Below are 23,957 nucleotides of genomic sequence, written 5' to 3' on the forward strand. Positions count from 1 at the left end.
ATGGAATCAACTACCCGGATGATAGGTTTTTTCGGCATGTTGCAATACATCTTCTTTGTAAAACAACACATCTTTAAAAATGCCATTGGTGTACATGGCTGCCTGATCGGAAAAATGTGCAGATGACAAATGACCACTTTCGCCACCGGTGAGCAATGATTTGGCTTTTATTCTTTTTCCAAATTCAACCGCACAAATAAAACTATTGCCGTTATACCCATATCTTTTTTTGGTTCCATTGAATGTTCTGCTTACAAACGATGGAATACAACCCCAGGTAGAAGCTGCAAAATCAACAGGCAGACTGGGTTTGCTATCATCAAATTGCTCATTTATTTTTCCGGTTAACCGCTGGTAACGGTTCATATCGCCCCAGGCAACCTGCCATGTTCCAAAATTCACTCTTAAATTTTCAATCACATTTTCAAGTGGATGTAATAAAGTAACGGCATTGGCTTGTTGCACAAAACGTTCTGTTTTTTGTACCTGATCGGCTTCATCATCCTCACCAATATTACGCATAATAGCAGGCAATAATTGTTGCCCCCACTCAATTGCCAAGGTAGTAGCCACTGAAGTAGCAGTTGCATTACGATTCCAACTTCGCAACATTTCTATTGGTAATTGTAATTGCGGATATTTACTTTTCTCGGAATCATAAGCTTTTAACAAAGCAGGAATTAAAATATCGAAAGCACTTAAATGTGTAAGATATGCCGTTTGTATTACCTTATCAATCGTTAATTGCTTTGCATTTTCCCAAAGTTTAACGGCCAATATCCCTCTGAAATTCTGACCATCGGGTGCCATATATCGCGGATAATTTTGTTTCAATGGGCTGCTGCTTCCCGATACGGTAAAAGGGGTTGAATTACAATTTTCTATCCAGCCGGTGGCAGGATTATATACATGCACCATTTCATCTAAAGTATGTAAGCCTTTCCATTCAGTTGCGGCAGTAGTGCCATCAACAGGTAATGCCCAGTTATAAGCTGTATCTCTGCGTGGTATAAAATTTCCATGCCAGTAGGCAATATTGCCCTTATCATCTGCAAAAACGGTATTGTTAGAGGTATTCGCATACAACTCCATAATTTTTTTGTACGATTCAAACCCATTGGCCTTTGTTCGTTGCCATGATTGTATGAGACTATTCATAGATCGATTCATGGCTTTAACAGATATCCACTTCCCATTTCGTTCTGCCATTATTGGACCATGATGTGTATAATAGGCAGTAATTGATTTTGAAGACAAGCCATTTTCAGTTTTAAAAAAAATAGTAATATTTTTTTCTGTAACCGGCAGCCATTTCTTTTCATACTCATAATAATATTTTCCATTTTTTTGAATAATGTTTTCTGCATATAAATCGGCCACATCTGCATAGCTGGAAGTATGCATCCATCCGCAATGTTCGTTGAAACCCTGATAGACAAAGAATTGCCCCCAGGTAACTGCACCATATGCATTTAACCCCTCATCACTTACCACTTGCACTTCAGATCTAAAATAAAAAGTAACATGCGGATTAATGTACAATATCGCATTACCCGATGCGGTTCTGGATGGCGCAAAGGCAAAGCCGTTAGAACCTGATGTTAAGATGCTGTTTTCAGTATAAACTTTAGCTACCGGCACATTTATCTTGCCATAAAAATTTTTTATTTCAGTTGTACTTACCCCTCCAATATCTATGGCACCAATACTGCCATCCGTCCACAAAAGTGGATACCAGGGTTTAAAGCGGTATAGCAATTTGGGCTTTACCTCCGGATGTTTGTACAAATAAAAATTGATGCCATTAGCATACGCATTGAGTAAAGCTTTTAACCATTGCGGCGCCGCTGCATAATCTTTTTGGGCATCTGCTGAATCAATTTGCAACCTGATCAGTAAATCATCATACAAAGCAGATTCACCTTTTATCTCAGACATACGGCCTAATTTTTCAATATAATTCATTTCAACCCTATCAAAATCATCTTCGCATTGTGCATACAACAAACCAAAAACAGCAGCCGCATCTGTTTTTCCGTAAATATGTGGTATGCCCCAATTATCTCTGATAATGGTTACATTATTTGCCATGTCTTCCCATCTGGCAACCATTTCATGGGTAGGTGATTGTGCAAAAAGCTGTATCGGCCAAAGCAAAACAATCCATACATATTTCATAACAATACTTTTATTTTTAATTTTCGTTTTGTTTGAAAACACGCAACAAATTACCGCCTAAAATTTTATTGATATCTTTTTTACTGTATCCTCTTTGCAATAAACCTTTGGTAATGAGCGCATAATTTGTAACATCATTTAATTGCTGCGGTGCAGCGTTAATGCCATCAAAATCAGATCCAATGCCAACATGGTCTACACCAATTAAATGTACCACATAATCCAAATGATCGAGCAGTAAGGATAATGGAGGCCGCCAGCTATTTATTTCTGCCGCATATTTTTCAAATAAAATGATTAGGGCATAATCTTGTTGTGTTCCTGCATGAATCATTGAATCTAATTCATGGCGATGGTGCACACCAAACAGTTTTTGTTTTTGCATAAAAGTGCTGTCTAAAAATCCAGAATAAAAATTCAATTGTACAACACCTCCATTTTTACCAATCGCTTTTATCTGATCATCTTTTAAATTTCGAAAAACTGGACAAAGCGCATAAACATCGCTGTGCGAAGCAATTACAGGTTTTGTAGTGGTATGCATTACATCCCAAAAAGTTTGTTCACCTACATGCGATACATCAATCATCATTCCCAATTGATTCATGTGTTGTACTAATTTTTTTCCAAAATCAGACAGTCCTTTTTGTTGCAATGCATCTGGGTGAAGGGTTTCATCCATTGCCGAACTTGCCCAGGGGTTTGAATTATTCCAGGTGAGTGTTAGATAGCGGGCACCTCTTTTATACAGGCTATCAAGTTTGGATACATCATTTTCAATCATGTGCCCACCTTCTACGCCAAATAATGCTGCCAGTTTATGTGCTTTTACCGCTTGCATTAACTGGCTATAATTTTTTACGATAGCCATTTTATCAGGGTTTCGTTCAGCCACGGCATACAATGTATCCATTTCACGATTCGCAAAGTCAAATGGATTCCTTTGGTCACTATCACACCACACAGAAAAAAATTGTACATCTACGCCCCCCTGTTTAAATCTTTTTAAATCAGACATGGTAACACCTTTCAAATCTTGATCTAACGATACCTTCTTCTCTATACAGGCACTCAAAATATCGTTATGTGTATCTACTAAAATTGCCCGCTGTGTAATGCGTTGGTAACGTTGTGCAGTTAAGCTGATAGCAAAACACAAAGCGATTAGGGTAAAAAATATTTTCATATATGAATGTTTATAATTAATGCAATACAACAAGCTATTTTCAAAATCGTACTTCTTTATGAAACCATTAAAATGATGCACTATTTTTTAGTGTAATACCATTTCGTGCGCCGGTATGCTGCCCATTTTTCAATGTAATGGTTCCATTCACTACCACATATTTAAACCCTTCTGAATACTGGTGTGGTTTTTCATAGGTAGCTTTATCGGTTACTGTATCCGGATTAAACACTACAATATCTGCCGCATATCCCGGTAATAACAATCCTCTGTTTTGTAAGTGAAATTTTTGTGCCGGCAGACTGGTCATACGTCGAATGGCTTGTTCCAAAGAAAACAAATGTTCCTCACGAACATACTTTCCTAAAATTTTCGCATTACTGCCATAACCACGAGGATGCGGCACACCTTCACCAAAAACTCGGATACCGGCATCGCAGCCAAACATGCAGAAAGGATACTGCATAATGTATTGCACATCTGTTTCACTCATGCCGTGAAACACCATACCGGCACCACCGTGCTGCATCATTTCTAAAACGGTTTCAGCTTCAGCTTTGGCCGTATGTTTTCGGCCTTTTAACAGGTTTATTGTTTCGATACTTATCCCATTAAAAGCAGTATCAAAAGCATAATTGGCTACTACCGGATAACTGAAATGCTTTAATTTTCGCTTACTTAAGCGTTGTAGCATATAAGCAATTACCTGTTCACGGATAACAGGATTATTGAATCGGGCATTAATTGAATCTTTGCCATCTGCCAATACCCAATCAGGTAACAATGTTCCTAAATTGGTACTACTGGCGGTATAGGGATATTGATCAATGGTAACATCAATCCCTTTTTTTCTGGCATCTATTATTAACGCAAGTGTTTCTTTACTTCTTCCCCAGTTTTGCTGGCCACTTAATTTAAAGTGCGAAATTTCAACAGGCAGACCTGCAGCTGTACCAATATGCAATGCTTCCTGCATAGCCGGAACTACACTATCCCCCTCATCGCGCATGTGGGTAGCGTATACACCATGATAGGCTGCAGCCACTTTAGCTAAAGCTACCACTTCATCGGTAGCGGCATAAGTACCGGGAATGTAAATTAAACCGGTTGACAAACCTACTGCTCCATCCTGCATTGCTTTTCGGGTAATAGCTTCCATCTGCAACATTTCAGCTTCAGTGGGCGCTCTTCGGGCAGTGCCCATTACGGCTTTCCGTATATCATTATGCCCTACTAATGATGCAATGTTAATAGAAAGATGCAAACTGTCTAACCACTTAAAATAATTTCCAATATCTACTTTAGAAAGGCCACAATTACCCGTTATTACCGTGGTTACCCCATCATAAATAAAATTATCTGCTGTAGGATTTCGGACTTCATCGCCTTCAATATGCGTGTGTACATCTATAAAACCAGGTGCTACTATCATTCCGGCGGCATCAATTATTTTGGCGCTTTTCCAGGCAGAGAGATCACCTACCGCTGCAATTTTATTGTTCACAACAGCCACATCACCATAAAACCAATTATTACCTGTTCCATTGATAATTTTCCCATTTTTTATCAATATATCAGCAGTTTGGGCTGTTAGTGCAACGGGGAAAAGAACAATAAAAAGCCAAATTAATTTTCTCATGTGTGCTGTTTTGGGGTGATTGAAATTAAGGAAACTTAATCTTACTGCAAAGCAGTACTTTTGCCAACTCAAAATTTTTTGTGGATATGCTGGATAAACTAGAAGCCATTAAAGCGCGATTTGACCAGGTAGGTGTTGCACTGACCAACCCGGAGATTATTAATAACCAGGCAGCGTTTGGAAAACTTAGCAAGGAATACCGTTCCTTAGAGAAAATTGTACAACCATTTGAGGAATACAAAAAGGTACTCAACGACTATCAGTTTGTAAAAGAAAACCTGAATAGCAACGATGAGGAGATGAAAGAGCTGGCTAAAATGGAATTACCGGAATTAGAAATGAAGAAAGATTCATTAGAAAAAATATTAACCCAATTATTAATTCCGAAAGATCCGCAGGATGATAAAAATGCCATTTTGGAAATTAGAGCCGGTACTGGTGGCGATGAAGCGAGCCTTTTTGCAGGCGATTTATTAGGAATGTATTTACGTTATTGTGCCAAAAAGGGTTGGAAAACGGCTATTGTGAGTGAAAGTGAGGGCACAGCAGGTGGCTACAAAGAAGTTGTGGTAGAAGTAACCGGCGAAGATGTGTATGGAACTTTAAAATTTGAAAGTGGGGTACACCGTGTTCAACGTGTGCCCGCTACTGAAACACAGGGTCGTGTGCATACTTCGGCGGCTACTGTTGCAGTGATACCGGAAGCAGAAGAAGTTGATTTTGAGTTGAAAGAAAGTGATGTTAAAATGGAAACTGCCAGAAGTGGAGGTGCCGGCGGACAAAATGTAAACAAAGTAGAAACCAAGGTATTTTTAACCCATATACCCACCGGAACAGTGGTGGTATGCCAAACAGAGCGAACACAGTTAGGGAATCGCGAAAAGGCTATGCAAATGCTGCGTACAAAATTGTATGAAGAACAGGTGCGTAAACAGGAAGAAGAAATTGCCCGGCAAAGAAAAACTTTGGTAAGCACCGGCGACAGAAGTGCAAAAATTCGCACCTACAACTGGCCGCAGGGAAGGGTTACCGACCACAGAATTGGATTAACTTCGTATAATTTAGATGCAGTAATGAATGGCGAAATTGATGAATTTATTGAAGCACTGCAATTGGCAGAAAACTCTGCAAAAATGGCCAATCAGTAAGCTATGCGGTTGTTTTTAAGGTTTTACTTTTCATTTGTTTTTTATAATACAAACATATTTCGGTTAAACCACATGCACTGCATTTAGGATTGCGTGCCAAACAGGTATATCGCCCATGTAAAATAAGCCAATGATGTGCTTTGTGCACCAATGTTTCGGGTATGTATTGAATCAATTGCTTTTCGGCTGCTAAGGGCGTAGTAGCTTTTGTAGTTAACCCCAAACGGGCACTTACCCTAAAAACATGTGTATCTACCGCCATATTGGGTTGCTGATCAATAACACTGGTAATTACATTGGCTGTTTTTCGGCCTACTCCGGGTAATTGAACCAATTCATTCACCGTCATGGGTACCTCGCCCCCAAACTTTTGAATGAGCATATTGGCCATGCCTATTAAATGTTTGGTTTTATTGTTGGGATAAGATATACTTTTTATTAATGGTAATAATTCTTCAAATGTAGCTTGCGCCAATGCAGCCACGTTAGGATACTTTTTAAAAATAGCCGGTGTGGTTTGATTAACCCGAACATCAGTGCATTGTGCAGAAAGAATAACAGCAACCAGCAGTTGGAACGGATTATGGTATATTAATTCTGTTTGCGCATTGGGTATGCTACGTTCAAAATAATCTAATACAATTTTATAACGTTCTTTTTTGGTCATACACCTGCTTCAAATAGAATACAACAAAGAAAAGTGGCTAAAACTGGTGAAAGCTGTTTCCAATAAACTGAAGTGCATCTGTAATTCCGGTGCGCCAGTATGTCCAGTTATGCGCCCCATCGCGTACCCTATATTCGTGTGGAATTTTTTTATCGGTTAATGCAATATGCAGCATGCAGTTACCTCTTGTTAAAAAATCATCATCACCACAATCCATCCAGTAACGTACTTTTTTCAAACTATCTGCCGGTGTATTTTCTACCATTTTTAAAATTGAATTTTGATACCAGGCATTATTTAAACGCTGTTTACCTGTTAAGTTATTACCATATAATCTGGCAAATGTTATATCCCAGCTTTTTTGTGGCATATTTACCATCTCATCGTCGGTAAAAACGGCGGCACTGAGTGGGGCTGCTGCTGCAAACAAATCGGGATATTTCATAGCGTATATTAAAGTGCCATAACCACCCATCGATAGTCCGGCAATACCTCTGAATTTTTTTTCAGCTTTAATACGGTATTTTTTTTCAACAGTTGGCATCAACTCTTTCATAAAAAAGTCTTCATAATTTTCTTTCCCATCAAATGAATTAATATACCAGCTTGAGTCAGCATTCGGCATAATAATAATCATAGGAGGAATGGTACCATCGGCAATAGCCTTATCTGCATAGCGGTTTATTTCACCAAACTGCAACCAACCGGTTTGATCATCAGTATACCCATGCAATAAATAAACAACAGGATAATTGCGGTTTGAAGTGGTATAATCGAAAGGAAGGTACACTGCATACGCTACATCTTTATGCAGAATATTACTTTTAATTACTTCATGTTCACTTACTGTACCGTGCGATTGAGCTACTGCAAAGTAACCTGTGGTGCAAATCACCAATGCCAATAAAAATGATTTCATAACATGTGTTTTTGAAAAATAGCAAACTAAAAATACGTTATTTTTTAGCCAATTTTTTAGCATACGCCAAAATACTGTTCACAGACTCTTCGCGGGGATGTTTTGATTGTTTTTTTAACCGTTCTAATTGTTTGATGCTGCGTTGCAGTAATTTCAGTCTTTCTTGCAAATGAATATCTTCTTCTAATGCTGCTTCAATTTCTTTGGTTAAGTTTTTATCGGTTTCCTGATAAAGGTATAATAATAGTGCTTCTTCTGTAAATGATTTCATTGTTACTGGATATTTTTTGCAGTGTTATTGGTGATTTGTTGTTTCGTTTTTTAATCAAACAAGACGACCTCAGTTAAACGAGCTTTTATTTCAATTGTTGCAGTAGTGCATTAATTGTGGAAAACATCGCCTTCCACAATAAAAACATCTTCATTGGGCTTTTTCATCAGATATTTTTCACGGGCAAATTTTTCAATTGCGGCGGGATTATGCTGTAAATTATCTAAATCTATTTGTACCAGTTTAATTTGCTGTTCATAGTATTGTTTTTTTAATTGCAGTGATTGTAATTGATGTTTTTGCTGCAATACATAAAAAACATCGCGCTGATCAATAAATAGCATCCAAACCACAAAAAATGCGGTGACCAGCACATACTTATTGTAAAAAAATGAGGAAATTTTTTTCATGCGTAAGAGAACATTTTTATTTCAACCTTTTAAACAACCAAATGCATTGTAATGTAACAATTTTTTTTCAACTGATTGATTCATATCAAGAACACAAAAGAATATTTCAAATTGATTTGAGCAGCCTCATGCCAAAATTACTTGAGTTGAAAGTTATTTTGTTTATTAAACGGAATATTTGCTGTTTTATTGAAAAAAGCATAAAAAAAAGAAGAAAACATGTTGCCATGCCTCCCTCTTTCATTCAATAAGTAATTAAGTATCACTACTTAGCAAACTTAATTTTACCGGTTGGGAAGATGGCTGTTGAACCCAGTTCTTCCTCAATTCTAAGCAGCTGGTTGTATTTGGCAATTCTATCTGTACGGGAAGCGGAGCCGGTTTTAATTTGTCCGCAACCTAATGCAACAGCTAAATCGGCAATGGTTACATCTTCAGTTTCACCACTTCTATGACTCATGATGGTATTATAACCATTGTGCTGCGCCAAAGTAACGGCATTAATTGTTTCAGTAATTGATCCAATTTGATTTACTTTCACCAATAATGCATTGGCAATATGCTCATCAATACCTCTTTGTAAACGGTTTACGTTGGTAACAAACAAATCATCGCCCACCAATTGTATTTTACTGCCCAATGTTTGTGTTAATAATTTCCAGCCATCCCAGTCGTCTTCAGCCATCCCATCTTCAATAGAAACAATGGGATAATTTTTTGCCCAGTTAGCCCAAAAATCTACCATTTTTTCAATAGAAAGTTCTTTGCCATCTGATTTATGAAAATGATATATTTTTTTATCGGCATTAAACATTTCACTTACTGCAGGATCCATGGCAATGGCCATCTGTGTTCCGGCTTTGAACCCGGCAGCGCTAATTGCCGCCATTACCGTATCAATGGCTTCTTCATTGCTTTGAATATTAGGTGCAAAACCACCTTCATCGCCCACATTGGTACTGTAACCTTTTTTCTTTAATACTGATTTTAATGCGTGAAAAACCTCAACACCCCAGCGCAATCCTTCACTAAAAGATGGGGCACCAATAGGCATTACCATAAATTCCTGAAAATCTATTTTATTATCAGCGTGTGCACCACCGTTTAAAATATTCATCATAGGAATGGGCAATGTTTTTGCATTGGTACCACCTATGTAGCGATATAAAGGCAATCCTGCTTCTTCAGCAGCAGCTTTTGCAACAGCCATACTAACTGCTAAAATTGCGTTGGCACCTAATTTAGCTTTGTTGGGCGTGCCATCTAATTCAATCATCGCCTCATCAATGGCCACTTGTTGGGCAACATCATAACCCACTACTGCTTCTGCTATTGTTTCATTTACATTTTTTACAGCCTGTAAAACGCCTTTTCCCTGATAAACTTTTTTATCATTATCCCGCAATTCAACGGCTTCATGTACACCGGTGCTGGCACCACTGGGTACTGCTGCACGGCCCATGATACCTTCATCGGTTAAAACATCTACTTCAATCGTTGGGTTACCGCGACTATCTAATATTTGGCGGGCATGTACTTCTACAATGTAACTCATGGTTGCTTATTTTTAATTTATTGGATGCGAAATTAATTTATCTGTGGAATTTTTTCTGATATATTTAACTACCAAGTGTTAGCTGGCGAAATACTTCTTCCAGCGATTTTTGTTCCGTTTGTAGGGAAAGTATATTCAAATTTTCCTGTAAGGCAAAAGCCAGCAGGTTTTTTCTTACCAATTGCTCTTGTTTGGTATGTAATTTAAAATTACCCGGTGTTATCATTTCTACACGATCAACAAAATTGAATTTTAATTGCTCTAAAGTTAAATGCTGTTCCCGAAAACTTACAATAACAGTTGCCACTTCATTTTTTTGATGTTGTAAATTTTGCAACGAATCATTGGCCACTATTTTTCCTTCATGAATAATAATGGCTCGATCGCATACTGCATTCACTTCCTGTAAAGTATGGGAAGAAAACAATACCGTTTTATCGCTTCCCTGTTGTTTAATAACATTTCTAATTTCAACAATTTGATTGGGATCTAACCCACTGATTGGCTCATCTAAAATAAGTACTTCAGGCTGATTAATTAATGCTGCGGCAAGACCTACCCTTTGTTTGTATCCTTTTGAAAGCTGCCCTATTTTTTTATTTTTTTCAAGTTCCAGACTGGTAAGGGCAATTACGTTTTTTATGTGCTTCCATTTTTGATCTATTTTTTTAATACCGGCAACAAAATAAAGGTATTCACTCACATACATTTCATAGTACAATGCATTTGACTCGGGCAAATATCCAATCATTTTTTTTACGTCAATTGGATTCCGTTGCACATCTATTCCATTCACTAAAACGGTTCCGGCATCGGACTGTAAATAGCCGGTTATCATTTTCATGGTGGTACTTTTACCGGCACCATTTGGCCCGAGAAAACCGGTAATTTCTCCTTTATTCAGCTTAAAACTTATATCGTTTACTGCCAATTGTGTACCATACTGTTTCAGTAAATGTTGCACTTCGACCGACATGTGTTGCTAATTTGCCCGAAAGTACTACTTTAAACCTAAGCAGATTGCAACAAAAACATAAAATAACCTCATATTTTCATCTGTTCAAACAGAAAGTAATTGAAATAACATTGGCTATTAAATTGATGGTTTGTAGAACCTAAACCAGATTACTACACCAATCGCAACAGGAAAATTGAGCAAAATAAATTTGAATTGTTTTTTGGGCAATCACTTTTGCTTCATTAAAATTATTTTGCAATGAATAGAAAATGTTAAAAGAAAAATACCCGACAGCAATGAATTACGAAACATATTGTTTCATTTTAAAAGTTGAATTGTTCATGAAATAATAATGCAAAGATAGACTTGTGTTTATTTTTGATGCTTACCATTTAAATTAAAATAGCCTAAAAAAATGATGGAAAGCAGAAAACCATGTTACCATTATGGCGCAAACCTTTGCATTTTGCAACAAAAAACAACATGCCCATCACTGCATGCCAACCAATAATCTTAATTTTATTGCCAAAACATTGATTGCCATGTCGTATCCTTATCAAATTAAAACTGTAGCACAGTATCAATCCGATTACAAAAACAGTGTTGAAAATCCGGAAGCTTTCTGGAATAACATTGCAGAAAATTTTACCTGGCGTAAAAAGTGGGATAAAACTTTAGAGTGGAATTTTACAGAACCAAAAATTGAATGGTTTAAAGGCGGCAAACTCAATATTACAGAAAACTGCTTAGACCGACATTTAGAAAAAATGGGCAATATGCCGGCCATTATTTGGGAACCCAATGACCCTGACGAACACCACCGGGTACTTACCTATAAAAAATTGCATGAAAAAGTTTGTTTATTTGCGCATGTACTCAAAAATAATGGCGTTAAAAAAGGTGATAGGGTTTGTATTTACATGGGCATGATTCCTGAATTGGCCATTGCAGTTTTAGCCTGTGCCCGAATTGGCGCCATACATTCAGTAATATTTGGTGGCTTTTCGGCCCAAAGTATTTCCGACCGGTTAGAAGATGCAAAAGCAACTTACATTATTACCTGCGACGGTGCTTTTAGAGGTGCCAAAGACATTCCTTTAAAAAGTGTAATTGATGATGCTTTAATTGGCAATAAAACCGTACAAAGGGTAATTGTTTGTACACGCACCAGAACACCGGTTTCTATGATAAAAGGGCGTGATGTTTGGTGGGAAGATGAAATTAAAAAAATAGAAACCTTGGGGCTAACAGATTTTGTAGCCGAAGAAATGGATGCAGAAGACCCCTTATTTATTTTATACACTTCCGGCTCAACCGGCAAACCAAAAGGTGTTGTGCATACCTGTGGCGGATACATGGTATACACCAATTACAGTTTTGTAAATGTTTTTCAATACCAACCGGGACAAATACATTTTTGCACGGCTGATATTGGCTGGATTACCGGGCATAGCTACATTGTTTACGGACCATTATCTGCCGGTGCTACCACGCTAATGTTTGAAGGCATACCTACCTGGCCCGATGCCGGTCGTTTTTGGGATATTGTAGACAAATACAAAGTAAATATTTTGTACACCGCACCTACTGCCATCAGAAGTTTAATGGGTTTTGGTTTAGGGCCGCTGGCAGGCAAAAACCTATCTTCGTTACAGGTATTGGGTACGGTAGGTGAACCCATTAACGAAGAAGCCTGGCATTGGTATCATGAACATATTGGAAAGAAAAAATGCCCCATTGTTGATACCTGGTGGCAAACAGAAACCGGAGGTATTTTAATTTCAAACATTGCGGGTATTACACCATCCAAACCCGGATGGGCCACCTTGCCATTACCCGGTGTGCAAATGACTTTAGTAGATGAAAATGGCAAAGAAATTGAACAGGGTGATGCCGCAACTGTATCAGGCAATCTTTGTATTAAAGCACCCTGGCCTGGTATTTTAAGAACCACTTATGGCGATCATGAACGTTGCCGCACCAATTATTTTGCCACTTACCCCGGCATGTATTTTACCGGTGATGGTGCTATGCGAAACAAAGAAGGTATGTATCGCATCACCGGAAGAGTGGATGATGTACTCAACGTAAGCGGGCACCGAATTGGTACTGCTGAAGTAGAAAATGCCATTAACATGCATGCCGGCGTGGTAGAGAGTGCCGTGGTAGGTTACCCACATGATGTAAAAGGGCAAGGCATTTATGCTTTTGTCATTTATCAAGGTTCACATGGTCAGGATACACATGGCACCGGCGATTTGGTAAGAAAAGATATTTTGCAAACTGTTACCCGCATTATTGGTGCCATTGCCAAACCAGATAAAATTCAGTTTGTAAGTGGCTTACCGAAAACCAGAAGTGGTAAAATTATGCGCCGCATTCTCAGAAAAATTGCCGAAGGCGAAACCGAGAATTTGGGCGATACCACTACATTATTAGATCCTAGTGTTGTAGATGAAATAAAAAGAGGGAAATTATAAACTTTACTAAAAAAATAATGCTCAAAAATCTCACTGTTCGGTGAGATTTTTTGTTTCTGGCAATAATCCAATTTTCTGCATTTGCTGATGAACCATATAAAACCATAATGGCGGCAAAAGGCTAAGTAACATCATACTCGGATAACCGGTAGGCATTTGTGGCGATTGGGGTTGATGCCTTAATAGTTGGTATTTTTTGGATGCCATATAATGATGATCACTATGCCTGCTTAATTCAAACAACATTAAGTGCCCTATAACATGGTTGCTGTTCCAACTATGCCAGGGCATGACTCGTTCATATTTATCATCAGCCAATTTTTTCGCTGCAATCCATAATGTTCAATATAATTCACGGTTTCTAACAACAAAAACCCAATTACTGCGGCTGCTATATAATAACAGGTAATTAACCAGCCCATCCAATACCAAATGCCTGCCATCCATATTATTTGAATGAATTGCATTTGCATCATTTCATTCCTGTAATGCATAACAAGGAGGCCTTGTTGCTGAATACTTTTATTGGCTATTCTCCAGGCATTTTGATATGTGCCGGTTACACTTCTAACCCAGAAACCATATACCGATAAATGCAAAGGCGCACTACTCAGATCGTTTGGTGTTGCCACCCATTTATGGTGTCCCTGGTTATGCTCTATAAAAAAATGCATGTATAAACTGGTTAACAGAGCAATTTTTGCCAGTGCCTGTTCATATTTTTTTTGCCGATGCCCCAACTCATGCGCCACATTAATACCAAATGTGCTGCATAATAAGCCCATGGTTGCAATTCGGGCTATAACAGTGGTAAAAGGCAATCCTATTGTTTGCATACTACCTAAAAAACAATGAATAATGAATAATAAAATATGCAACACTACTTCCACATACAAAACCGCATCATAATGAAAATTATTTTTTGCAGCCTTTTCCTCCCACTCTGAAAGATTCGTCATATCTGGGCTGCGTAATAATTCAATAAGCAGAATCAGCAGCCAGGCATATATCAGTGCAGTCAGCACCACTAGCCTGTATGCGTAAATGCCATATAAGCCAGTAAAAACAATATATAAATGAGGTAGTATATTTTACCAGTGCAACATTCCGGCCATTAATTTACAATTTTTTGAACCAGAAATACATAATTCCAATATCTTTAAAACTTTAAAAATGCATTATGAGTGAATTAAAAGAAACGATTGCACCTAAGCCACGTATGCCCAAAGCCGTTCCATTCATCATTGGCAACGAGGCTGCAGAACGATTTAGTTTTTATGGCATCCGGTCTATTTTGGCAACTTTTCTGGTTGCACAATTTTTTAATCCCACACACAATCCGGCACTTACTGCTATTGCTGAAGCTAAAAGCAATGAACAAACCCATATTTTTGTTTCATTGGCTTATGTAATGCCATTAGTGGGTGGCATTATTGCAGATTGGTTTTTTGGTAAATACTTAGTTATTTTTTATGTATCTATTTTATATTCCATAGGTAATTTAACGCTGGCACTATCTACCCATAGCTTACCGTTATTTAGCACAGGTTTAGTGATTATAGCCGTAGCAGCCGGTGGCATTAAATCTTGTGTATCGGCCAATGTAGGCGATCAGTTCGATAAATCGAATCAAAGCCTGATGAGTAAAGTTTATGGATGGTTTTATTTTAGTATTAATGCCGGTTCTGTATTTTCTACCATGCTCATTCCTGTATTGTATAAATCTTTTGGCCCATCTGTTGCCTTTGGCGTACCGGGTTTATTAATGTTGCTGGCAACACTTATTTTCTGGTTAGGCCGTAAATACTATGTAAGGATACCTCCTTCCGGCATTAAAAAAGAAAATTATGTGTTTATAATGTCTTATTATTTGATGAAAGCATTCAGTAACCGCAATGGTAAAACCACTTGGGAGGCAGTAGGTGAGCAATACAGTGCTGAGTCAATTGATGGTGTAAAGGCAGTAAACCGGGTGTTAATGGTATTTGCTTTTGTACCCATATTTTGGGCTATGTGGGATCAAAGCCTTTCAGAATGGGTTTTACAAGCAACAAAATTAAACCTCAATATTTTTGGTAAAACCTTTTTACCTGAACAAATACAAACAGTAAATCCGTTATTTCTATTAATGATGATACCCATTTTTACTTATGGCATTTATCCATTGGTTGAAAAATTGGGTATTAAAGTAACGCCACTCAGAAAAATTGGGGCAGGTTTATTTTTAACCGGCACATCATTTGTTATTATAGCGCTCATTCAAACAGCTATTGATCATGGCGGGCACCCCAGTGTTTGGTGGCAAATTTTGGCCTATGCCGTACTTTCTGCATCGGAAGTAATGGTTTCTATCACCGGGTTGGAGTACGCTTATACCAACTCACCCAAATCAATGAAAAGTACCATGAGTGCTATTTGGTTATTAACTGTTGCCGTAGGTAATTTATTCACCGCTTTTGTAAACAGCAGCATTGCTAGCGGAGGTATTTTTGCCAAATTTACAGGTGCCAGTTATTTTTGGTTATTTGTGGCAATTTTATCAGGATTTTTGATTGTGTATATGTTAATAGCCAAAATGCTGCCCGAAAAAAACTATGTCTTGGAAGATGCAGCTTCAGCAGGGTAACCCATCTCAATAACATTAAAAAAGCAGTTTGTTTGAAGGACTGCTTTTTATTTTATGTCTTCCAATACCTAAACTAATATTTTCAGTTAAAAATAAGGTGCTAATTTCGCAGCCATCCGGAAAACAGGTTATATTTTTTAATAAAACCCAATCCGCCGGTTTTTCTGTTTTTTCATCAAAAACCATTGAATTGATTCGCATCATATCAACAAACAAATTCTAATGAAAATACTTCTTTTAGGTAGTGGAGGTCGTGAACACGCACTGGCCAAAAAATTATCGGAAAGTTATCATTGCGATGCTTTATTTATTGCACCCGGAAATACAGGTACACAACAATACGGCTCCAATGTATCTTTATCCCTCAACGATTTTAACAGTATCAGAAATTTTTGTGTAGAACAAACAATAGGCTTGCTGGTGGTTGGCCCCGAAGAACCTTTGGTAAACGGGATCTACGATTTTATGCAGGAAATCAATCAGGAAGGAATCAAATACTGGGATGGTATTGTAGTAGGCCCTTCCAAAAATGCAGCACAACTTGAGGGTAGCAAAGCATTTTCAAAACTGTTTATGCAAAGGCACAACATTCCAACTGCTGCATACGCCAGTTTTACTGCAACCAATTTTGAAGCAGGTAAAGCATATATTCAACAACATAGCTTACCCATTGTATTAAAAGCCGATGGACTGGCTGCCGGAAAAGGTGTTGTAATTTGCGAAGACCATGCAACAGCGCTCTCTGTTTACGAAAACATGATTCAACATGCGCAATTTGGGGAAGCTTCAAAAAAAGTTGTAATAGAGGAATTTTTAACCGGTATTGAGCTGAGTGTTTTTGTATTAACCAATGGCACAGATTATCAGATAATTGGCCATGCAAAAGATTATAAAAGAATTGGAGAAGGTGATACCGGTTTAAATACCGGCGGCATGGGCTGTATTAGTCCGGTTCCGTTTGCCAATGATGCATTTATGCAAGAAGTAGAAACCACCATTATTCAGCCCACTATAAAAGGATTACAGGATGAACAATTGGAATACAACGGCTTTATTTTCTTTGGATTAATGAAAGTTGGTAATAAACCCTATGTAATTGAATACAATTGCCGTATGGGCGATCCGGAAACTGAAGTAGTAATACCCAGGTTACAAACCGATTTGGTAGCCCTGTTTGCAGCTATGCACAATGGCACATTAGCCGATGTAAATATTAATGTAGATGAACGCGCTGCAGCTACCATTGTAGCCGTTAGTGGCGGTTATCCGGAAGCCTATGAAAAAAACAAACCCATTCATGGTTTGGATACATTGCCTAAAAGAGCAGATGTAATGGTATTTCATGCAGGCACCTGTTTAGATAACAACCAAATTGTAACCAACGGGGGTAGGGTTTTGGCGGTAACGGCATTAGCCCATCAACTGCAGGAAGCAGTAACGCTTTCCAAACAAACATTATCTGCTATTTCGTTTGATGGAATGTATTACAGAAATGATATTGGTTACGAATTTTTATAAACTCTGGCACGATTATTCGTATTTTCAGAGCCAATAAAAAAATAGTTTTTGCGTTAGAGTTACAGAATATCTAAGTCAATTATAGTATCATCGATAACTGCATGTGTCCGGCAAACAAAATATTCACGTACAAATTATATTCAGTTTCAATAAAAACACAATTGGCTTTGATAGTTACCTATTTTTCATACACCTTTGCAACTAATTTATTCATCTTTAGAGAATCATCATTTACATGGGAGTTTTTAATTTTTTAACCCAGGAAATTGCCATCGACCTGGGCACAGCGAATACTTTAATTATTCACAACGATGAAATTGTGGTAAACGAACCGAGTATTGTTGCCTTGAACAGAAATAATCCGAAAGAAGTACTGGCTGTAGGCAAAAAAGCCTTGCTTATGCATGAAAAAACCCATGAAAGCATTAGAACGGTAAGACCCCTGAAAGATGGTGTAATTGCCGATTTTAATGCTGCCGAATTAATGATTCGGGAATTAATTAAGCTGGTATATCCTAAAAAACCACTTTTCCCACCCAGCTGGCGGATGGTCATTTGCATTCCATCTTCCATTACCGAGGTAGAAAAAAGAGCGGTACGCGATAGTGCCGAGCAGGCAGGTGCCAAAGAGGTATATATGATTCATGAACCCATGGCTGCGGCATTGGGTATTGGTATAGATGTTGAAGAACCCGTTGGAAACATGATTATTGATATTGGCGGAGGTACCACCGGTATTACCGTTATTGCTTTGGCAGGTATTGTGTGCGACCAGTCTATTCGTATAGCCGGAGATGAATTTACAGCCGATATTATGGAGGCATTACGCCGCTATCACAGTCTATTAATTGGAGAAAGAACTGCAGAACAAATTAAAATAAATGTGGGCGCTGCAATGAAAGATTTAGATAATCCACCCGATGATATGCCTGTTAATGGCCGCGATCTGGTAACAGGTATCCCCAAACAAATTATGGTGAGCTATCAGGAAATTGCAGAAGCCTTGGATAAAAGTATTTTTAAGATTGAAGAAGCCATTTTAAAAGCGCTGGAAACCACACCTCCTGAATTAGCCGGCGATATTTACCGGAGAGGTTTATACCTTACCGGTGGAGGTGCCCTTTTAAGAGGACTCGATAAAAGATTGAGTGCGAAAATTAAACTTCCTGTACATGTAGCAGATGACCCATTAAAAAGTGTGGTAAGAGGTACCGGACTGGCGCTTAAAAATTATCAACGCTTTCCTTTCATTATGCGATAGCCGTATTAAAAAAATCTGTACAGTTTACTAAAAACAGATGCCGGAATAATAATTTTGTCAGGTTTTTAGAGTAGCTTCCCTTTTTGGAAAATGAAAAATATTTTTCTATTTATAAGGCGTTTTTTTGTATTTATCTGCTTTATTGTATTGCAGATAATCAGTATGGTATTTCTATCCAAATATAGTAAAACCCATGAAGTTTTTTTCGGTGCAGTTACAGGTGATATAACTGGAAAAATATATACACAGTTTAATGATATAAACAGTTATTTCTCGCTTCGTAAAATTAATCAGCAACTGGCAGAAGAAAATGCTGCACTTAGAAATCGCTTAAAAGCAGATTTCCAAATACCAGATACTTCAAAAATAATTTTCACCGATACGCTGCGCATTGATTCACTCCAAAAAACAAGAAAATATATTTTTCTGCCTGCCCGTGTGGTAGGAAATTCAGTTAGCGCACAAACCAATTACCTCACGCTACAACGCGGCGCAAATCAGGGTATAAAAAGAGGAATGGCAGTAATGGGGCCACAGGGTATTGTTGGCGTAGTGATAGATGTAAGCCCCAATTACAGCAAGGTAATGAGTTTATTACACCGCAACAGTAAGGTAAGCGCCATGCTGAAGAAAGACAACAGTTTTGGCAGTATTGAATGGAATGGCGACAATCCGAATGAATTAACCCTGCGCAATATTTCAAAAGGCTCGGTAGTGAATAAAGGTGATACCGTAGTAACCAGCAGTTATTCTGCCAACTTCCCTCCCGGATTAATAATTGGAACAGTAAGCGGAACAGAAAATGAAGCAGCTTCTAACTTCTATACTTTAAAAGTAAAACCCGCCACTAATTTTTATACTTTACAATATGTATATGTAATAGAAAACAAATATTTTAAAGAACAAACTACTTTAGAAAACACCAAATTAAAAAATGAGTAACCTCATCCGAAATATCATCCGCTTTGTACTATTTATTTTGGTGCAGGTATTTGTGCTAAATCGTATACCTCCAATTCATCAATTTATTGTACCGTATGTATATTTTCTCTTTATTCTTTGGTTACCTTTTTCCATTAATCGGTTAGTATTGCTTTTTACCGGTTTTTTGTTCGGTATTAGTTTAGATTATTTTACCGGCACACCCGGTCTGCATGCAGCCTGTTGTACCCTTATTGCCTATCTAAGGCCATTTCTACTCAATATTTTAATCCCTCAGGAAACCACAGAACAAAGCTATTTAGAACCTTCTATTAAAAGTATGGGTTGGGCACCCTACAGCCTCTATGTGCTATTGCTAACCCTTACCCACAATATCTATCTGGTATTGATAGAGTGGTTGCAATTTGGAAATTTTTTGTATTTTATAGGTAAAGTGCTGGGCACCACCGCCATTAGTTCATTGCTTATTTTTATAACTGAAATGCTTTTTTTCAGAAAAGCAAAGTACAGAACAAACGCTGCATAAAACTGCTGCTTATTGCAAAAAGCAATAAATATATTTTAATGATTTGTTTTTGGAAAAGTTTATGCGGTTGTCTGTAGCTTTTGTGCATCTTTGTATATTCATTTCATTATTTATTGATATATTTTAGAAAACAATGCCCGTATTTAACCAAAGCAGAAGCAGGGTTATACAAATTATTTTTGCTATTGTATTCATCATCATAGCAGCACAATTAACCAACCTGCAGGTTTTCTCAAAAAAATATAAATTACAGGCAGAGAATAATGCCATTTACAGGAAAGTGATTTATCCGGACAGGGGTATTATTTTCGATAGAAAAAATAAAAGCCTGTTAGAAAACAGTATTATGTTTGATTTGGTGGTTACACCAGCAGAAGCACGTGGTATTGATACCTTAGCACTATGTAATTTATTAGATATTGATACAGCTGAATATAAAAGGAGAATGCGGGATATTATTTTTAAAAACACTTCGGTAAGGCCCAGCGTTTTTGAACCTTTGTTATCGCAGGAAATGTATGCCCGCCTGAATGAAAATATTTACAAATTCCCCGGGTTTGAATTAAGTGAGCGTTCGGTTCGTACTTATCCCTTTCATATTGGCGCTAATTTTTTAGGGTATACAGCTGAAGTAAATCCTGCATTTCTAACCAAACATAAAGATGAAGGCTATGAAATGGGCGACTATACCGGCATGACAGGGCTTGAACGCACCTATGAAAAAGTATTAATGGGCCAGCGCGGCATACAACGCTTTATAAAAGACAACCGGAGCCGAATTCAAGGTTCTTATGAAAATGGACTATTTGATACTGCAGCCATTGCAGGAAAAAACCTATACCTGAGTTTAGATGCCCAATTGCAGGCACTTGGAGAAAAACTAATGACCAATAAAGTAGGTAGTATTGTTGCTATCGATCCAAATACCGGTGGCATTTTATGCATGGTAAGCGCCCCCACCTATGACCCAAATTACTTAACCGGTAGTGAACGAAGCCGGCATTTTAATAAATTATATAAAGACCCCCGCCTGCCTTTATTAAACCGTGCTATTTATACCACCTATTCTCCCGGCTCTACCTTTAAAACCGTAGTGGGTATTGTTGGATTATCAGAAGGTGTAATTGATGAACGTTTCTCCATTGTTTGTAATGGCGCTTTTTGGGGTTGTGGCAATGGGCGTCCGAAATGTTTAGACAAAGGCACATTTAATTTAACTTCAGCTATTGCACACAGTGATAACACTTATTTTGCTACAGTGTACAAACGTATATTAGACCAACAACGTTATGGTGGCGCAGACAGTGCTTTAAAAGTATTTAACAGCTATGCATACACTTTCGGACTGGGACACAGGCTGGGAATTGATTTACCCGGCGAGCAACCCGGCAATTTGCCTATCTCTTCTTATTACAGAAAAATTTTTGGAAAAAACTGGAACTCCTGCAATGTTATTTCTAATGCCATTGGGCAGGGTGAGGTAAGCACAACCGTGTTACAATTGGCCAATGTAATGGCCACCATTGCCAACAAAGGCTGGTATTATACACCACATATGGTTGATTCAATTGAAGGAAAAGAATTCGACTATTTATTAGACCGCTTTAAAGAAAAACACTTAACCGATAGTGCCATACCCGACAGTGTTTATGAAGCAGTACAAAATGGCATGCAGGGTGTAATGGAATATGGAACCGGAGCTGCTGCACAGGTACCCGGTGTTGTAGTATGCGGTAAAACCGGTACCGTACAAAATTTTTACCATGGTGTGGCCCAAAAAGATCATGCTTTTTTTGGCGCTTTTGCCCCACGCAATCACCCTAAAATTGCCATTGCTGTATTGTGTGAAAATGCAGGATTTGGTGCACAATCTGCCGCCCCAATTGCCAGTTTAATGATTGAACAATACTTAAAAGATTCCATACCCGAACCCGACAGAAAATTGAAAGTGGAAGAAATAGCCAAACTCAATTTAATACCTGCCCGAATGAAAGCGGAAATGAATCGTTTGGATTCTATCAAACTAAAAAGAGAAGAAGAACAGAACCGACAAAATCTGCAAGAGCAGTTGTTAGATTCTTCCGGCACCGAAACAACTGAAACATTATTACCCAATGAAGTAAAACAACAACCCAATCATTCATTACCCAACCAGCCGAATAAGAAAAAACAGCAGCCACTTACAATGGCTATTTTAATGACCGATCACAAAAAAAAGAAAATATTCCAATTCAATGCATAGAAATTATCATTCTACCCAAACCATTTCTTCAGGTATAGACTGGGTAATTGTGGCTATTTACCTTATTTTGGTAGCCATTGGCATACTCTGTATTTTTATGGTAGAATACAAACCCAATACCGATGTATTGGCATCGTTTATCAGTGGCAAAACCAATTACAGTAAACAATTGATTTTTGCAGGCGTTTGTTTGGTAGCAGCCATATTTATATTACTCACAGATAGTAAAATTTATACTGCATTCGCCAATCTTTCTTATACATTGGGCATTGTTTTAATGCTGGCCACATTTGTAGTAGGTAGAAGCATTAATGGCTCCAAAAGCTGGGTACCCATTGGCGGTGGATTTAACCTGCAGCCGGCAGAATTGTGTAAAATTTTTACAGCACTTGCATTGGCTAAATATTTATCACGACAAGAAACAGATTTCTCCAAATTAAAATCACAATTAATTGGTGGTGCGCTGGCGCTGGCTCCGGCAGTATTATCTGTTTTTCAAAACGAAACCGGTCTGGCGCTTGTTTACCTTTCTTTCTTCATTGTTATGTATCGGGAAGGGCTACCACCCGGCTTGCTGATTTTTGGTTTTTCTTTTGCAGCGCTGGTCATAGCCACATTAATTGTTGAACCTAATACCCTTGCTTTGGCATTAACCGTTATAGCCGTATTAACCATTTATTTTGTTCGAAAACAATTGAAACGCAATAAAAGGCTGTTAAGTATTATTATTGTATTATGGGCATTGAGTGTAGGCATCCAGCGCTTTGCAGTGCCTTATATTTTTAATAATGTTTTTCAATGCTACCAAAGCACACGTATTTACAGCATGGTAGGTAAAGATTATGATTGCAGTAAAAACCACCATCATACCAATAGCAGTAAAGCCAATTATAAGCCTCCCAGAAAACCCGATGATTATAATGTACGCCAAAGTAAAATAGCCATTGGCTCAGGAGGTATTTGGGGTAAAGGTTTTTTGAAGGGTACACAAACTCGGGGTAAATATGTTCCAGAACAACATACCGATTTTATTTTTACTTCTTTGGGCGAAGCTTTTGGTTTGGCAGGAAGCCTGTTTTTTTTACTCATTTATTTATTTCTGCTGTTTCGTATTGTTAACATTGCAGAAAGGCAGAGAAGTACTTTTAGCAGAGTATATGCCTACAGTGTTGCCAGCATCCTGTTTTTTCATATTGTAGTAAATGTATGTATGACAATTGGTTTGTTTCCTATTATTGGCATTCCACTTCCACTCATTAGTTATGGTGGATCTTCCCTGCTAACATTTACTATCTTAATTTTTATTATGCTCCGATTAGATGCCGACCGGCAAATGGTTTTACGCTAATTAAAAAAAGGAAGGGATATTTGCAAAATTGGAAAGCAGCAGCAATACTGTTTCTTTTTGTTTTTTATCAATTAAATGAAAGT

The 23,957-nt window shown here is 37.9% G+C and carries 20 protein-coding genes; 9 read left to right on the plus strand and 11 right to left on the minus strand.

The features are described 5' to 3' along the window. Positions 1-6 precede the first annotated feature (6 nt). From A0F92_RS09895 to A0F92_RS09905, 3 genes are all read right to left on the minus strand, one after another. On the minus strand, positions 7-2,178 hold the full coding sequence (locus A0F92_RS09895; protein ID WP_068245200.1) for a penicillin acylase family protein: 2,172 nt from the start codon (positions 2,176-2,178) through the stop codon (positions 7-9). A 16-nt stretch (positions 2,179-2,194) separates the two neighbouring features. Next, positions 2,195-3,364: a dipeptidase gene (locus tag A0F92_RS09900; protein ID WP_068245110.1), complete on the minus strand. Its 1,170-nt coding sequence runs from the start codon at positions 3,362-3,364 to the stop codon at positions 2,195-2,197. A 67-nt stretch (positions 3,365-3,431) separates the two neighbouring features. Beyond that, positions 3,432-5,003 (minus strand): N-acyl-D-amino-acid deacylase family protein, encoded by a 1,572-nt coding sequence (locus tag A0F92_RS09905; RefSeq protein WP_068245114.1) that lies wholly within the window; start codon positions 5,001-5,003, stop codon positions 3,432-3,434. A gap of 86 nt (positions 5,004-5,089) precedes the next feature. On the opposite strand from A0F92_RS09905, the gene prfA reads away from it, so the two are divergent. Further along, positions 5,090-6,151 (plus strand): peptide chain release factor 1, encoded by a 1,062-nt coding sequence (prfA, locus tag A0F92_RS09910; RefSeq protein WP_068245118.1) that lies wholly within the window; start codon positions 5,090-5,092, stop codon positions 6,149-6,151. Between the two features lies 1 nt (position 6,152). On the opposite strand, the gene nth is transcribed toward prfA, so the two are convergent. The 6 genes from nth to A0F92_RS09945 form a co-directional block, all read right to left on the minus strand. Beyond that, positions 6,153-6,818, minus strand: a complete 666-nt coding sequence (gene nth / locus A0F92_RS09915) for an endonuclease III (protein WP_068245121.1) — start codon at positions 6,816-6,818, stop codon at positions 6,153-6,155. A gap of 37 nt (positions 6,819-6,855) precedes the next feature. Then, complete coding sequence (locus A0F92_RS09920) at positions 6,856-7,737, minus strand: alpha/beta hydrolase (protein ID WP_167517000.1); 882 nt, start codon at positions 7,735-7,737, stop codon at positions 6,856-6,858. Positions 7,738-7,774: 37 nt separating this feature from the next. Beyond that, positions 7,775-8,008: an anti-sigma factor gene (locus tag A0F92_RS09925; RefSeq protein WP_068245123.1), complete on the minus strand. Its 234-nt coding sequence runs from the start codon at positions 8,006-8,008 to the stop codon at positions 7,775-7,777. A 110-nt stretch (positions 8,009-8,118) separates the two neighbouring features. Beyond that, the gene (locus A0F92_RS09930; protein ID WP_068245126.1) at positions 8,119-8,418 is read right to left on the minus strand and encodes an FtsB family cell division protein; all 300 of its coding nucleotides are present in this window, start codon (positions 8,416-8,418) and stop codon (positions 8,119-8,121) included. 265 nt (positions 8,419-8,683) lie between these two features. Continuing rightward, positions 8,684-9,973 carry a phosphopyruvate hydratase gene (eno, locus tag A0F92_RS09940; RefSeq protein ID WP_068245132.1) on the minus strand — a complete coding sequence of 430 codons (1,290 nt, stop codon included), beginning with the start codon at positions 9,971-9,973 and terminating at the stop codon, positions 8,684-8,686. Positions 9,974-10,037: 64 nt separating this feature from the next. Beyond that, positions 10,038-10,949 (minus strand): ATP-binding cassette domain-containing protein, encoded by a 912-nt coding sequence (locus A0F92_RS09945; RefSeq protein WP_068245135.1) that lies wholly within the window; start codon positions 10,947-10,949, stop codon positions 10,038-10,040. Between the two features lie 428 nt (positions 10,950-11,377). On the opposite strand from A0F92_RS09945, the gene acs reads away from it, so the two are divergent. Continuing rightward, complete coding sequence (acs, locus tag A0F92_RS09950; protein WP_253810338.1) at positions 11,378-13,411, plus strand: acetate--CoA ligase; 2,034 nt, start codon at positions 11,378-11,380, stop codon at positions 13,409-13,411. 30 nt (positions 13,412-13,441) lie between these two features. On the opposite strand, the gene A0F92_RS15615 is transcribed toward acs, so the two are convergent. Continuing rightward, on the minus strand, positions 13,442-13,702 hold the full coding sequence (locus A0F92_RS15615; protein ID WP_167517001.1) for a hypothetical protein: 261 nt from the start codon (positions 13,700-13,702) through the stop codon (positions 13,442-13,444). Further along, positions 13,666-14,370: a fatty acid desaturase gene (locus A0F92_RS09955; protein WP_167517002.1), complete on the minus strand. Its 705-nt coding sequence runs from the start codon at positions 14,368-14,370 to the stop codon at positions 13,666-13,668. Before A0F92_RS09955 ends, A0F92_RS15615 begins: the two co-directional genes overlap by 37 nt. A 221-nt stretch (positions 14,371-14,591) precedes the next feature. Between A0F92_RS09955 and A0F92_RS09960 the strand changes: the two genes are divergently transcribed. The 7 genes from A0F92_RS09960 (at position 14,592) to rodA (ending at position 23,874) form a co-directional block, all read left to right on the plus strand. Beyond that, complete coding sequence (locus A0F92_RS09960; protein WP_068245138.1) at positions 14,592-16,037, plus strand: POT family MFS transporter; 1,446 nt, start codon at positions 14,592-14,594, stop codon at positions 16,035-16,037. Positions 16,038-16,259: 222 nt separating this feature from the next. Further along, positions 16,260-17,555, plus strand: a complete 1,296-nt coding sequence (purD, locus tag A0F92_RS09965) for a phosphoribosylamine--glycine ligase (RefSeq protein WP_068245141.1) — start codon at positions 16,260-16,262, stop codon at positions 17,553-17,555. A gap of 235 nt (positions 17,556-17,790) precedes the next feature. Then, positions 17,791-18,816 (plus strand): rod shape-determining protein, encoded by a 1,026-nt coding sequence (locus A0F92_RS09970; RefSeq protein ID WP_068245144.1) that lies wholly within the window; start codon positions 17,791-17,793, stop codon positions 18,814-18,816. Positions 18,817-18,906: 90 nt separating this feature from the next. After that, positions 18,907-19,758 carry a rod shape-determining protein MreC gene (mreC, locus tag A0F92_RS09975; RefSeq protein WP_068245147.1) on the plus strand — a complete coding sequence of 284 codons (852 nt, stop codon included), beginning with the start codon at positions 18,907-18,909 and terminating at the stop codon, positions 19,756-19,758. Next, a complete protein-coding gene (locus tag A0F92_RS09980) occupies positions 19,751-20,284 on the plus strand; it encodes a rod shape-determining protein MreD (RefSeq protein WP_068245150.1) in 534 nt (177 codons plus the stop codon). The genes mreC and A0F92_RS09980 overlap by 8 nt, the downstream gene beginning before the upstream one ends. Positions 20,285-20,417: 133 nt before the next feature. Next, positions 20,418-22,526: a penicillin-binding protein 2 gene (mrdA, locus tag A0F92_RS09985; protein WP_068245154.1), complete on the plus strand. Its 2,109-nt coding sequence runs from the start codon at positions 20,418-20,420 to the stop codon at positions 22,524-22,526. Then, the gene (gene rodA, locus A0F92_RS09990) at positions 22,519-23,874 is read left to right on the plus strand and encodes a rod shape-determining protein RodA (RefSeq protein WP_068245157.1); all 1,356 of its coding nucleotides are present in this window, start codon (positions 22,519-22,521) and stop codon (positions 23,872-23,874) included. The genes mrdA and rodA overlap by 8 nt, the downstream gene beginning before the upstream one ends. Positions 23,875-23,957 lie beyond the last annotated feature (83 nt).

It is taken from the genome of Hydrotalea flava (genome assembly GCF_001623405.1).
Lineage (GTDB): Bacteria > Bacteroidota > Bacteroidia > Chitinophagales > Chitinophagaceae > Hydrotalea > Hydrotalea flava.

Excerpts from the sequence above, each read along its gene's own strand:
- A0F92_RS09955 (WP_167517002.1), bottom strand. The coding sequence starts at position 14,370 with ATGACGAATCTTTCAGAGTGGGAGGAAAAGGCTGCAAAAAATAATTTT.
- mrdA (WP_068245154.1), top strand. The coding sequence starts at position 20,418 with ATGCCCGTATTTAACCAAAGCAGAAGCAGGGTTATACAAATTATTTTT.
- A0F92_RS09925 (WP_068245123.1), bottom strand. The coding sequence starts at position 8,008 with ATGAAATCATTTACAGAAGAAGCACTATTATTATACCTTTATCAGGAA.
- A0F92_RS09970 (WP_068245144.1), top strand. The coding sequence starts at position 17,791 with ATGGGAGTTTTTAATTTTTTAACCCAGGAAATTGCCATCGACCTGGGC.
- eno (WP_068245132.1), bottom strand. The coding sequence starts at position 9,973 with ATGAGTTACATTGTAGAAGTACATGCCCGCCAAATATTAGATAGTCGC.
- prfA (WP_068245118.1), top strand. The coding sequence starts at position 5,090 with ATGCTGGATAAACTAGAAGCCATTAAAGCGCGATTTGACCAGGTAGGT.
- A0F92_RS09945 (WP_068245135.1), bottom strand. The coding sequence starts at position 10,949 with ATGTCGGTCGAAGTGCAACATTTACTGAAACAGTATGGTACACAATTG.
- rodA (WP_068245157.1), top strand. The coding sequence starts at position 22,519 with ATGCATAGAAATTATCATTCTACCCAAACCATTTCTTCAGGTATAGAC.
- purD (WP_068245141.1), top strand. The coding sequence starts at position 16,260 with ATGAAAATACTTCTTTTAGGTAGTGGAGGTCGTGAACACGCACTGGCC.
- mreC (WP_068245147.1), top strand. The coding sequence starts at position 18,907 with ATGAAAAATATTTTTCTATTTATAAGGCGTTTTTTTGTATTTATCTGC.
- A0F92_RS09905 (WP_068245114.1), bottom strand. The coding sequence starts at position 5,003 with ATGAGAAAATTAATTTGGCTTTTTATTGTTCTTTTCCCCGTTGCACTA.
- A0F92_RS15615 (WP_167517001.1), bottom strand. The coding sequence starts at position 13,702 with ATGCCCTGGCATAGTTGGAACAGCAACCATGTTATAGGGCACTTAATG.
- A0F92_RS09895 (WP_068245200.1), bottom strand. The coding sequence starts at position 2,178 with ATGAAATATGTATGGATTGTTTTGCTTTGGCCGATACAGCTTTTTGCA.
- A0F92_RS09900 (WP_068245110.1), bottom strand. The coding sequence starts at position 3,364 with ATGAAAATATTTTTTACCCTAATCGCTTTGTGTTTTGCTATCAGCTTA.
- A0F92_RS09960 (WP_068245138.1), top strand. The coding sequence starts at position 14,592 with ATGAGTGAATTAAAAGAAACGATTGCACCTAAGCCACGTATGCCCAAA.
- A0F92_RS09920 (WP_167517000.1), bottom strand. The coding sequence starts at position 7,737 with ATGAAATCATTTTTATTGGCATTGGTGATTTGCACCACAGGTTACTTT.
- acs (WP_253810338.1), top strand. The coding sequence starts at position 11,378 with ATGGCGCAAACCTTTGCATTTTGCAACAAAAAACAACATGCCCATCAC.
- A0F92_RS09980 (WP_068245150.1), top strand. The coding sequence starts at position 19,751 with ATGAGTAACCTCATCCGAAATATCATCCGCTTTGTACTATTTATTTTG.
- A0F92_RS09930 (WP_068245126.1), bottom strand. The coding sequence starts at position 8,418 with ATGAAAAAAATTTCCTCATTTTTTTACAATAAGTATGTGCTGGTCACC.
- nth (WP_068245121.1), bottom strand. The coding sequence starts at position 6,818 with ATGACCAAAAAAGAACGTTATAAAATTGTATTAGATTATTTTGAACGT.